This window comes from Lysinibacillus fusiformis (genome assembly GCF_002845985.1).
Taxonomy (GTDB): Bacteria; Bacillota; Bacilli; order Bacillales_A; family Planococcaceae; genus Lysinibacillus; species Lysinibacillus fusiformis_D.
Window position 1 is genome coordinate 531657 of the sequence record NZ_PDFK01000001.1, and the last position, 13003, is coordinate 544659.

The window sequence follows — 13003 nt, forward strand, 5'->3', positions numbered from 1 at the left end:
ACCACTATTCAATTCGTTCAATGCATTGAGCAGCAACAAAGATAGACTATCGCATAGTTTTTGAATTTGGTTGCGAAATGTGATTAGAATATACCATCCTTTTCAACCATACTAAATTGTTTTGATGATTCGTTCATCGTTGTGTAATAAAGTTATGGCTTATTGTTGAACAACATAAAATAATAGACGAGAATAAACCTGCATTATGAACAATACGCTGCATATATGTCGCAAGTTTCAACCATAAAAAAAGACTGTAGACAAACTAAAATTTGTCTACAGTCTAATACAGCTATACTTGCGCTTTGAATTAGCGACGTAAGCCTAAACGGTTGATTAGTTCACGGTAACGTTGTACGTCTGTTTCACGAAGATATTTTAATAAGTGACGACGACGACCTACCATTTTAAGAAGACCACGCTCAGAGTGGAAATCTTTTTTGTGTGTACGTAAGTGAGCATTTAGAGCGTTGATTTCCTCTGTTAATACTGCAACTTGTACTTCTGGTGAACCAGTGTCACTTTCGTGAGTACGGTACTCAGCGATAATTTCGTTTTTACGTTCTTTTGTAATAGCCATTTGAATGGACCTCCTAAAATATAATGAATCCCCATTAGCACAGTAAACGTTGGAGTCATCGATATACCGAGCTAAGGTTAAGCATTTATGCACTTATGAATGTTACCATAAATCATTTGATCAAGCAAGTAAAACGTCGGCTTGAATGTTGTCATCTCATCATGCTGTGACGCTTACAAATCGTTAAAGTATCGGATAGCTTCTTGTTTATCCTTTTCGATTTGCGCTTTCAACGCCTCAATCCCATCGAATTTTCGTTCGCTTCGAATCCGTTTGTACCAAGCTACATGTACTTCTTCACCATAAATATTTTTATCAAAGTTTAAAATATGGACCTCAATCGATAATTGCTTATCATTTGGATCTTTGAAAGTTGGTTTGTAGCCCACATTACAAACACCATCATACCAGTTATTTTGCACGAGTAAACGAACAGCATAAACACCACTTGCTGGAATGAAAGTGCCTTCTAAAGCTTGGACATTTGCTGTAGGGAAGCCAATAGTACGTCCGCGTTTATCACCGTGTACAACAATCCCATTGATTTCAAATGGTCTGCCTAATAGTGTTGTAGCTTCTTCCATATCGCCCTCTTGTAGTAGCTTCCGGATACGGGTAGAGCTGATTTTCTCAACATCGTCTGTTTTCTTCTCCACAATGGTTACACCATACTCACCATTACTTAATGCACGCATATCGTCCATAGTTCCTTTTCCGAATGCCCCAAACGAATAATCAAAGCCAGCTGTAACATGTTGAATATTTAATCCACGAATAAAAGTATCAATAAATGCTGCTGGTGAAAGCTTAGCAAAATCAGAGGTGAAATGGACAACAAACACCGTATCCACACCCTGTTCTTCAAAGAGCTGTAATTTCTGTTGTAAGAGTGTAATATAAAAAACTTTTTCATTACGTCCACCAAGAACTAATGAAGGATGTGGATCAAATGTCATCACTGCAGTCGGAATTTGCCGCTTATTTCCCTCTTCCTTCGCTGTCTTGATAACTGCCTGATGCCCTCTATGTACACCATCGAAAAAGCCAAGAGCAAGCGAATATGGCTGCATGCTTTCTCGTTGCTGTAATTGATGTGGGTATTTTAAATGAATGACCTCCATTGAAAAATCCTCCTACTCTATCGTCGGAAACATCTTGTGTGGCTTCATCAAACCATCCTTCGTAGGGTGAGCCTGATAAACCGCCACTGCCTTTCCATTGATTCCAAACACAATTTTATCATGACTCTTTAATAATGCATCTGCTGGAAGCACTTGTCCATTGAAAATTTCTTTTTCATTGGCGGCAGTAATCTCAATATATGGATAGTCTGCTAATGCATACTCGACAGGTAAAATACAGGTAGCTGCTTGCTCTGCATCCATTAGCTCAGCAACCTGCGCTAATGTAAAGCAGTTATCACGAGTAAAGGTGCCTGAGGCTGTGCGTACGAGCTCCTTCATATGTGCAGGATAGCCAAGAGCTTCACCAATTTGCACAGCTAGTGTACGAATATAGGTCCCTTTACTGCAAGCAATACGAACCGGAAATGTAATCTCTTGCCCCTCATATTGTTCAATCTCATCAAGCAGCTCTAAAGCATAAATCGTTACTTGACGTGTTGGTCTTTCAACCGTTTCGCCTTTTCTGGCATACTCATAGAGACGTTTTCCATTTACTTTTACCGCTGAAAACATTGGTGGCGTTTGTTCAATAACACCTGTTAATGTAGCTAACACCTCTAACAGCTGCTCACGAGAAAAGCTTTTTGTGGTCTGATCTTGCGCAACCGTTTCGCCTTCTGCATCCTCTGTTGTTGTAGTACGGCCGATTGAAATGATAGCTTCATAGACCTTTCCTGCATCGGTTAAATATTCAGCAATACGCGTTGCTTGGCCAATACAAATAGGTAGCACACCCTCTACTCCCGGGTCTAGTGTCCCTGTATGCCCAACTTTTTTTGTGCGCAAAATTTTCCGTAATTTAAAGACACAATCATGGCTCGTCATGCCTCTTTCTTTCCAAAGTGGTAAAATACCGTTCATATTAGTGCCTCCCAGTTACCTTCTCTATCATCGACTACGTATTGACATAATCTTTTTCCATAAAGATAAAAGTCTGCCTGCATTAACATGCATGTGGCAGACTTTTTTAGCTTATTCTTTGTGTAAACCTCTTAACAATGAATCAATACGGTTACCATATTCAATCGATGAATCAAATTCAAAGAGTAGTTCTGGTGTACGTCGTAAACGAATGCGTGATCCGATTTCTGATCGAATGAAGCCAGAAGCTTTTACTAAAGCTTTAAGCGTTTCTTCACGTTCACGCTCATTGCCTAAAGATGTAATATAAATTGTCGCTTGCTGTAAATCACCCGTTACATCAACACCTGTAACAGTCACAAAACCAACACGCGGATCTTTTATTTTACGGCCAATAATATCGCCAAGCTCTTTTTTCATTTGCTCAGCAACACGGTTTGAACGTAGAGACATAATTTGTCACCTCTATTTCGATGTACAGATAGCTGTGCATTTCATTGCTGTATCAAGCTTACAGCTATCTACTATTGCTTATAAATAATCTCGCCACACATCAAGCTGTTCCCATGATGGATTTGACTGCAAATAATGGAGCGCATGATTTATTTCCCGTTCAGCTGCATCTTTTGATGAAGAAACAGCAACAAGTCCTAATTTCGTACGCTGCCATACATTTTGATGGTCAATTTCCGCAATAGAAACATTAAATTTCTGCTTTGTGCGGGTAATCATACGCTGTAAGACAGCGCGTTTTTCCTTTAACGAATGGGCAGTTTGAATGATGAATTCAACCTCTGCATAAACGATCATTAGACGCGTTTAACTTCTTCCATAATATAGGCTTCAATAATATCGCCTTCTCTAATATCGTTGAAGTTTGTAATCGTAATACCACATTCGTATCCTCTTGCTACTTCTTTCACTTCATCTTTGAAGCGTTTAAGCGTATCTAGCTCACCTTCAAATATAACCACATTATCGCGGATTACACGTACACCTGAATCACGCGTTACTTTTCCTTCTGTTATATATGAACCAGCAATTGTACCAACTTTTGATACTTTAATTGTTTGACGAACTTCTGCTTGACCAATAATTTTTTCTTCAAACTCAGGATCAAGCATACCTTTCATCGCTTGTTCAATCTCTTCAATTACTTTATAGATGATGCGGTGTAAGCGAATATCTACACCCTCTTCTTCTGCAGCACGTTTTGCGTTAACATCTGGACGTACGTTAAATCCAATAACAATCGCATTGGAAGCTGCTGCAAGAGAAATATCAGATTCTGTAATAGCACCCGCACCTGTGTGAATAATTTTCACATTTACGCCTTCTACATCAATTTTCATTAATGAGGCAGCCATTGCTTCAACAGTACCTTGAACGTCAGCTTTCACAATTAAGTTAAGCTCTTTCATTTCGCCTTGGCTCATTTGTTCAAATAAGTTATCCAACGTAACACGTTGTTTTTCTGAACGCTGTGCTTGAATTGCTGACATGGCACGAGTTTCACCAACTTGGCGTGCTGTTTTCTCGTCTTCAAAGACTACGAAGCGGTCACCAGCTTGAGGTACATCGTTTAAACCTGTAATTTCTACTGGTGTCGATGGGCCAGCTTCTTTTACACGACGACCTTTGTCATTCACCATCGCACGTACACGACCATACGTATGACCTACAACAATTGGATCTCCTACTTTTAATGTTCCATCTTGTACTAATAGCGTAGCAACAGAGCCACGTCCTTTATCAAGCTGTGCTTCAATAACTGTACCAAGCGCTAAACGATCTGGGTTCGCTTTAAGCTCACCAACCTCGGCTACAAGTAAAATCATTTCTAACAATGTATCAATGCCTTCACCTTTTAATGCAGAAATCGGTACGAAAATTGTTTCGCCGCCCCATGCTTCAGGAACTAAGCCATGCTCTGTTAATTCTTGCATGACACGATCAGGATTTGCTGATGGTTTATCCATTTTATTCACAGCTACAATAATTGGTACTTCGGCTGCTTTAGCGTGATTAATCGCTTCTACTGTTTGCGGCATGACACCATCGTCAGCAGCAACTACTAAAATGGTTAAGTCAGTTACTTTTGCTCCACGTGCTCGCATTGTTGTGAAAGCAGCGTGTCCTGGTGTATCAAGGAAAGTAATTTTCTTGTCGCCTTCCGTTACTTGGTATGCCCCAATATGTTGTGTGATACCACCGGCTTCTCCTGCTGTCACTTTCGTATTACGAATAGAATCCAATAATGTTGTTTTACCGTGGTCAACGTGACCCATGATTGTTACAACTGGTGGACGTTCTGATAATACTGCTTCGTTCACTTCTTCTGTTTGCTCGAAGTGTGTTTCTAAATCCGTAATATCTACACGAATTTCTTCTTCCACTTCTACACCGTAGTCTGCGCAGATTAATTCAATTGCATCCTTATCTAATTCTTGGTTAATTGTTGCCATTACACCAAGCATAAATAATTTCTTAATGATTTCAGATGGCTCACGGTGTAATTTTTTTGCTAATTCCGCTACTGATAATGATTCAACAAAAGTAATTTTTTCTGGCAGTTCCTTTTGTTTTACTGGTATAGACGGTTGATGCGTTTTTGGATGGCGACGTTTGCCTCCATGAATGCCTGGTTTTGGACGTTGGTTGTAACCACCGCCACCTCTACGATTATTATTATTATTGTTATTATTATTATTTTGTGTCATATTTCTATTTTGATTACCTTTTGTATTCTTAGATTTTTCGTTAGACGAATTTGAGTTTTGCTGTGTGTGTTGCTGATTGTTTGCTTTAGGCTTAGAAGTAGCAGATTGCTGCCTTTGTCCTTCTTGCATTTTCACCGAATGCTGTGGTTTTTGCTGTCCATTCGATTGAGGTCTTTGCCCCATATTTTGAATGGTTTTTTTTGCTGCTACATTTTTCTCAGGTGTTGCTTTAAATGATTGGTTTAACTTTGCCACAATATCTTTTTCCAACATCGACATATGGTTTGTTACACTCACATTTAATTTACTTAGTGCTTCAATAACCTCTTTACTCGTTTTATTCACTTGCTTCGCATATTCATGAACTCTGATTTTGGTCATCTGCTCACCCCCGATTAGTTTTCGTTGAGTAGACTAGACAATTTACGTGCAAAACCTTTATCGGTAATAGCTAAAGCCACTCGGGCCTCCTTACCTGTAGCATGTCCTAGATCATAGCGATCTCCAATTACATGATACTCAACGTTGTAGTACGTGCACTTATCTTGAATTTTCTTACTAGAGTTTTTAGAGGCATCGTTTGCAAGCAATACTAGCTTAGCATTGCCATTCCGAACTTCCTTTACTACTAACTCTTCTCCTGAAATCACTTTACGTGCTCTTGCTGCGATCCCAAGCAAATTAAATATTGCTTGATTTATCATAAAATTGACTCCCTACGAATCAGCAAAATAAGTTCCTCATAAATTTCTTCAGGAATTTTAACATCAAGCTGGTGCCCTAATACATTTTTTTTGCGCGCGATGTCGATTGCATTCTCTGATTTAGATACATATGCACCACGCCCAGGCTTTTTTCCGGAGATATCTACACTTACTTCGCCCTCTTTTGAACGAACAACACGTACCATCTCTTTCTTTGGTAGCATTTCTCCAGTTGCTACACATTTACGAAGAGGTACCTTTTTGTTTACAGCCATAAGAATCACCATTCCTCTCTGAAGCTTGTCGTAAGAGGTGGACAAGTCATGCTCTACTTGACGCTCTGACAGTATTCAGTCGGCGTAGGGGGCCCACTGAATACTGTCAGCTAACTCGTCACACGGGCTTTCTTACTTATTCTTCGTCGTCTTGATATAAGTCAACTGCCACGTCATCAAAATCACTTTCTTCATCTTCAGCAGGGATGAAAGTGCTTGTAGCAGAAGGATAAATACCTAATTCACGAGCATCTGTTTCACTCTTAATATCAATTTTCCAACCAGTAAGCTTTGCAGCTAGACGTGCATTTTGCCCACGTTTACCAATTGCTAATGATAATTGATAGTCTGGTACGACAACCGTAGTTGATTTTTCTTCCTCGTTCACTTGAACATCTAATACTTTCGATGGGCTTAATGCATTGGCTACGAATACAATTGGATCTTCAGACCATTCTACAATATCAATTTTTTCACCATTTAGTTCATTGACAATCGTTTGTACACGAGCACCTTTAGCTCCAACACATGAACCTACTGGATCTACTTCTTCATTATGTGCATGGACAGAAATTTTAGAGCGATCTCCAGCTTCACGAGCAATCGATTTAATTTCTACAATACCTTCATAAATTTCAGGTACTTCCATCTCAAATAATCGACGTAATAAACCAGGATGTGTACGAGACACAATCACTTGTGGTCCACGTGTCGTACGCTCAACCTTTGTAATATATACTTTGATACGATCATGTGGATGATAAGATTCGCCTTGAATTTGTTCATTAATTGGCAATGCAGCTTCTACTTTCCCTAAACCTACATAGATATTTCGAGCATCCAAACGTTCCACGACACCTGTTACGATATCATCTTCACGGTCTACATATTGCTCATAGATTAATCCTCGCTCCGCTTCACGTACACGTTGTGTGACAACTTGTTTTGCTGTTTGTGCGGCAATACGTCCGAAGTTGCGTGGTGTTACTTCCTGTTCCACGATATCTTCTAGCTGATAAGCTGGATTAATGACTTTTGCATCTTCTAAAGAAATTTGCAAACGATCATCTTCTACCTCTTCCACAACATCTTTACGTGAAAATACACGAATAGAGCCCTTATCTAAATTTAAGTCCACTCGAACATTTTGTGCTTGATTAAAGTTGCGTTTGTAAGCTGTAACTAATGCCGCTTCAATGGCTTCAATTAACACATCTCTTGAAATTCCTTTTTGTTCTTCTAGCGCATTCAACGCATCTAACAAATCACTACTCATTTTGTTTTCACTCCTAAATATGCATTATGCTGAAAAATCAATGGCAAGTCGTGCCAATGCGATTTTTTCTTGTTCAATTGTTACTGTCATTTTACGTGTTTTAATACGTACTTCCACCACTAATGTATGTTCATCGTATGACGTTAAGTAGCCTTGGAATTCCTTCATGTCCTTAATGGGTTCATAGGTTTTTACATAAATAAATTTGCCAATTGCTTTTTCAAAATCCGTATCTTTTTTTAAGGGGCGCTCTGCTCCAGGTGAAGAAACTTCTAAATAATAGTTTTGTGTAATTGGATCTTTTTCATCCAATAACAGGCTTAGTCGTTCACTAACTTGAGCACATTGGTCAATGTCAATGTCACCCTCAGGCGTATCGACATAAACACGTAAAAACCAGTTACGTCCTTCTTTGACGTACTCAATATCCACTAGCTCAAGATTTAACTCATCCACAATTGGTTTAGCGAGCTCTTCAATTAAAGATGGTACTTTGCTCATTGTTGCCTCCTGTATTTATCAAATTCTAGCGTATGAATTGTTCATCACTGTAAGTTAATGCAGTAATGAATCATAATAAAACAGAAATTCCACCAGTTGCTTTGGTGAAATTTTACGGTCTTACCTGCTGTTAGTCAAAATTTGTTTTGCTACGGTATAACAACAGAAAAGAGCGGGTATGCCCCACTCTTTTGCTGGAAAAATATCAACAAATTATTACCATAAGGATAGCACAGTTCTCAGCACAATGCAAATTTCCTTCATGACAGTTAACCATATTGTGTCAGGATTTTGAAATTCTACAGTGACCTTTCGCCACGACACAAATCACTTACTAAAAAAGTGATAACTGATTGGCATCAGGCATGCCTTCTAAGCAACCAAGTTGGTCCATGTATTCGATAAGTGTTTTCGATACACGCCCACGTTGCTGTAAATCTTCCTTGGATAAAAACTCTCCCTCTTCCCGAGCGGCTACAATCGTTTTGGCAACGTTGGTTCCAAGTCCTGGAATCGCATCGAACGGAGGAATTAATGAATTGCCATCAATGACAAATTCACTTGCTTGAGAACGGTATAAGTCAACTTTCTGGAAACTCATGCCTCGTTCACACATTTCCAATGCAAGCTCCATCACCGTTAATAAGTTCTTCTCTTTAGTGGATGCATCTAAACCTTTCATATTGATTTCATCAATACGTGCTCGAATCATTTGCGACCCTTGAACCATCGCAATTAAATCAAAGTCATCTGCACGAACTGTGAAATACGCTGCGTAATAGAGGATTGGGAAATGTACCTTGAACCAAGCAATACGTACAGCCATTAGCACATATGCTGCCGCATGGGCTTTCGGGAACATATATTTTATCTTTTTACAAGATTCGATATACCAGCCTGGGACTTTATTGGCGAGCATCTCAGCTTCAAACTCCTCAGATAAGCCTTTCCCTTTACGTACAGATTCCATGATTTTAAAGGCCAGTGATGGTTCTAGACCTTGATAAATTAAATACACCATAATATCATCACGACAACCAATTACTTCTTTCAGCACACATGTACCGTTTTGAATTAATTCCTGTGCGTTGCCTAGCCATACGTCGGTTCCGTGGGAAAGTCCAGAAATTTGGACAAGCTCTGAGAATGTGGAAGGCTTTGTATCTTCAAGCATTTGACGTACGAAACGTGTACCAAATTCCGGGATACCCAATGTTCCTGTCTTACAGCCAATCTGCTTTTCTGTGACTCCTAACGTTTCTGGAGAACTAAAAATTTTCATTACGACAGGATCATCGGTTGGGATTGTTTTTGGATCTATTCCAGATAAATCCTGCAACATCCTGATAACCGTCGGATCATCGTGTCCAAGTATATCAAGCTTTAAAATATTGTCATGAATAGAGTGGAAGTCAAAATGGGTTGTCCGCCATTCTGCATCCTGTGCATCTGCAGGGAACTGCACTGGAGAAAAGTCATAAATATCCATGTAATCAGGTACAACGATAATTCCCCCAGGGTGTTGCCCAGATGTACGTTTTACTCCTGTACAGCCTTGCACTAAACGGTCGACTTCCGCACCTCGGAAATGTAAATTATGATCATTTGCATAGCCCTTTACATAGCCATATGCTGTTTTCTCTGCCACTGTACCAATAGTTCCAGCACGATAAACATAATCCTCTCCAAATAGCACCTTCGTATAGTTATGAGCTTGTGGTTGGTATTCACCAGAAAAATTCAAATCGATATCGGGTACCTTGTCACCTTTAAAACCAAGGAAGGTTTCAAATGGTATATCTTGTCCATCTTTTTTATAAGGTGTGCCGCATTCCGTACAGTCTTTATTTGGCAAGTCAAAGCCTGAGCTGACCGAACCATCATCAAAAAACTCAGAATGCTTACAATTAGGACAAATATAATGAGGAGGTAATGGGTTAACCTCTGTAATTTCCATGAAGGTTGCGACTAATGAAGAACCAACCGAACCACGTGAACCAACTAAATAGCCATCAGCTAATGACTTTTTCACCAGTTTGGCTGAAATTAAATAAATAACACCAAAGCCGTGTCCCAAAATCGATTTTAATTCTTTTTCAATTCGAGCTTTCACGATTTCTGGTAACTCCTCACCATAAATACGATGGGCCATTTCGTACGTTAAATTGGTTACCTCATCATCGGAGCCTTCAATTTTTGGCGTATAGAGGTCATCCTTAATCGGTTTTACATCACCAATACTCTCTGCAATTTTTTGCGCATTCGTTACAACCACTTCTTTTGCAAGATCTGGTCCTAAAAAATCAAATTCCTTGAGCATTTCATCCGTTGTTCTAAAATGAACCTCAGGTAGCTTGGATCGATTTAAAATATTAGCTCCACCCTGTGAACCAATAAGTATTTGCCTAAACATGGCATCTGTTGGATCTAAATAGTGGACATTTCCAGTGGCAACAACAGGTTTATCTATCTTCTTCCCAAGCTTAACAAGCTTACGAATAATATCCTCTAACGTCCATTCATCACGTACAACATTGCGTTCAATTAGTGGCGCATACACAGCTTTCGGTTGTACCTCGATATAATCATAGAATCGAGCAACTTGCTCTGCTTCCTCAGGTGACTTATTCATCATCGTTTCGAAGAGTTCACCATTACTGCAGCCTGAACCTACTAATAAACCTTCGCGATACTGCTCGAGTACAGCCCGTGTCACTCGAGGAACACGATAGAATGTTTTCGTATGAGAATGTGAGACGATTTTAAATAAGTTTTTTAAGCCCACATTATCAACGGCTAAAATCGTACAATGCATTGGTCGACCTTTTTTATAGGCATCGCCACCACCAATATGCTTATTGAAGTCGTCATGGTAATTAATCGCTAGCTCATCTGCATCTTTTAATAAATGTAATAGTAGATAGCCTGTCGCCTCTGTATCGTAAATCGCTCGGTGATGTTGTGTTAATTCAATATTGAATTTTTTACACAGTGTGTTTAAACGATGATTTTTCATAGTAGGATAAAGCAATCTTGCAAGCTCTAATGTATCAATGACCGGATGGGTTGTTCCTTCAAGGCCAAATTTCTTATAGCCTGTATATAAGAAACCTATATCAAATGATGCGTTATGAGCAACAACTATTGCGTCACCAATAAAGGCATGAAATTCTTTAATCACTTGCTCCACTTCAGGTGCATTTCGAACCATATCATCTGTAATTCCTGTTAGTTCAATGGTAGTAGCCGAAAGTGGATGATGTGGATTGGCAAAGCTTTCGTATTTATCTATGACATGCCCGTCTTTAATTTTTACTGCGGCCAATTCAATAATCGTATCGTAAGCCGTAGATAGCCCTGTTGTTTCTACGTCAAAGACAACATACGTTGTGTCTGCTAATAAACGATGTTCAGGAGCATAGGCAATCGGTACACCATCATCTACTAAATTTGCTTCTAGACCATAAATGACCTTGATCCCATGTTTTTTTCCTGCTGCATATGCTTCAGGGAAGGATTGCACAACAGCATGATCCGTAATAGCTATTGCTGGATGCCCCCATTTTGCGGCCTGTGCAACAAGCCGGTCAACAGGTGTAACTGCGTCCATTTGGCTCATCGGTGTGTGCAAATGTAACTCAACACGTTTTTCGCCCTCTGGTGCTAAATCTTGTCGTGTTTCTTTTTTGATTTCATTAATATCATTCGCCATGACAATTAAATCACGGATGAATGTATCCGTTTGAACAGAGCCTCGCACTTTAACCCACATGCCCTTTTTCAGATGCTGCATTAATTCTGCATCATCATTATCACGAGAGAACATTTTAACGATGATGGAATCTGTATAGTCGGTAATTTTAATTTGTAATAAGGAGCGTCCACTTTTTAGCTCTTTAATCTCCGTATCAAAAACAAACCCTTCAATAATGACACGGCGTTCTTCCTCGACAATCCGTTTAATTTCCACTATTTCATCATCTTTAATATGCATTCCAAGCTGGAATGGACGGTCACCAAGATTCGCCAATGCCGGGTTATCCTTTTTCTCTTGCTCACGTTTTTGGAAATCTTGCATCGCTTGCTGCGCTAGGGCCACTTCTTCCATACGTTTCTGCTCCATAAACGCCTCTTGTGCCGCGATCATTTCTTCCGTCTCTTCTTGTAGTACAAAGTCGATTACCATATGGGGGAAGCCGAATTGACCATAGCTTTCGGAAAGCTTGTCAGCATACTTTGTTTTCAGCATCATAAATTCCATTTCCTGCATGCAGGACAAAGTAATTTTTTGGCCATTCCACATTGGCACTTGAGAGATGAGACAGCTTTTAAGCGTCGGTGCCATCTCATCAATTTGTTCCACAACACTTAACCAGTAAGCTTGCACCAGTTCCTCTGTCACATTTTTCTCTACCGTTTCAAAGGTAGTATTAATTTGTGCAATTGCTGAAAATTTCTCCGTTAAATGTGTACGGAAAAGCTGATATAACGGAAACGGCAGTATATCTTGTAATTTAATGGTGAAATGCCAAAGTCTAACCTTTTTATGGACTGTTAGGCGTGATAATTCACCTTCCTCAAAAAATGACATGTACACATCATCTGTTAATTCTAATTGTTGCAAGAGCATTCGAAGTCTCATTCTTGCCTCTTGTTGCTGTTCCAATCTAACGACACCTACTTTCAGAAAGAGGTAGGTTGTTAAGCCTCCTCTTCTAATTCGTCTCAAAGACACGAGAGAATTCAAGAAAAAAATTCGCTCCCTCACTGCGGGCGCTCTTCAAGCTTAACAGAGTTTTACCATCTGTTGTTTCTTGCTTGGCTCACTGTCCCGCAGAAGTGTCGCGAATTATTTATCTCTATCTTATCAAAATTTTACGAAAGCCTCTATCAAAAGCATTA

11 protein-coding genes are annotated in these 13003 nt (G+C 39.5%); all 11 read right to left on the minus strand.

Features of this window, described 5'->3' with window-relative positions; all coding sequences use genetic code 11:
• Nucleotides 1-310 precede the first annotated feature (310 nt).
• Nucleotides 311-580 carry a 30S ribosomal protein S15 gene (gene rpsO / locus CRI88_RS02760; RefSeq protein ID WP_036121378.1) on the minus strand — a complete coding sequence of 90 codons (270 nt, stop codon included), beginning with the start codon at nucleotides 578-580 and terminating at the stop codon, nucleotides 311-313.
• A 173-nt stretch (nucleotides 581-753) separates the two neighbouring features.
• Entirely contained in the window at nucleotides 754-1701 is a 948-nt protein-coding gene (ribF, locus tag CRI88_RS02765) for a riboflavin biosynthesis protein RibF (RefSeq protein ID WP_036121380.1), read from the minus strand.
• A gap of 12 nt (nucleotides 1702-1713) precedes the next feature.
• Nucleotides 1714-2625, minus strand: coding sequence for a tRNA pseudouridine(55) synthase TruB (gene truB / locus CRI88_RS02770; protein WP_036121383.1), 912 nt, complete (start codon nucleotides 2623-2625; stop codon nucleotides 1714-1716).
• 111 nt (nucleotides 2626-2736) lie between these two features.
• Nucleotides 2737-3078 (minus strand): 30S ribosome-binding factor RbfA, encoded by a 342-nt coding sequence (rbfA, locus tag CRI88_RS02775; RefSeq protein ID WP_036121387.1) that lies wholly within the window; start codon nucleotides 3076-3078, stop codon nucleotides 2737-2739.
• Between the two features lie 78 nt (nucleotides 3079-3156).
• Entirely contained in the window at nucleotides 3157-3435 is a 279-nt protein-coding gene (locus tag CRI88_RS02780) for a DUF503 domain-containing protein (protein WP_036121391.1), read from the minus strand.
• A complete protein-coding gene (infB, locus tag CRI88_RS02785) occupies nucleotides 3435-5726 on the minus strand; it encodes a translation initiation factor IF-2 (RefSeq protein ID WP_036121394.1) in 2292 nt (763 codons plus the stop codon). The genes CRI88_RS02780 and infB overlap by 1 nt, the downstream gene beginning before the upstream one ends.
• Before the next feature lie 14 nt (nucleotides 5727-5740).
• Nucleotides 5741-6049, minus strand: a complete 309-nt coding sequence (locus CRI88_RS02790) for a YlxQ family RNA-binding protein (RefSeq protein ID WP_036121397.1) — start codon at nucleotides 6047-6049, stop codon at nucleotides 5741-5743.
• Nucleotides 6046-6324, minus strand: coding sequence for an RNase P modulator RnpM (gene rnpM, locus CRI88_RS02795; protein ID WP_036121399.1), 279 nt, complete (start codon nucleotides 6322-6324; stop codon nucleotides 6046-6048). The genes CRI88_RS02790 and rnpM overlap by 4 nt, the downstream gene beginning before the upstream one ends.
• A gap of 136 nt (nucleotides 6325-6460) precedes the next feature.
• Nucleotides 6461-7600: a transcription termination factor NusA gene (nusA, locus tag CRI88_RS02800; RefSeq protein ID WP_058843511.1), complete on the minus strand. Its 1140-nt coding sequence runs from the start codon at nucleotides 7598-7600 to the stop codon at nucleotides 6461-6463.
• A 24-nt stretch (nucleotides 7601-7624) separates the two neighbouring features.
• Complete coding sequence (gene rimP / locus CRI88_RS02805; RefSeq protein ID WP_036121405.1) at nucleotides 7625-8101, minus strand: ribosome maturation factor RimP; 477 nt, start codon at nucleotides 8099-8101, stop codon at nucleotides 7625-7627.
• A 334-nt stretch (nucleotides 8102-8435) separates the two neighbouring features.
• On the minus strand, nucleotides 8436-12767 hold the full coding sequence (locus CRI88_RS02810; protein WP_089932000.1) for a PolC-type DNA polymerase III: 4332 nt from the start codon (nucleotides 12765-12767) through the stop codon (nucleotides 8436-8438).
• Nucleotides 12768-13003: the final 236 nt, after the last annotated feature.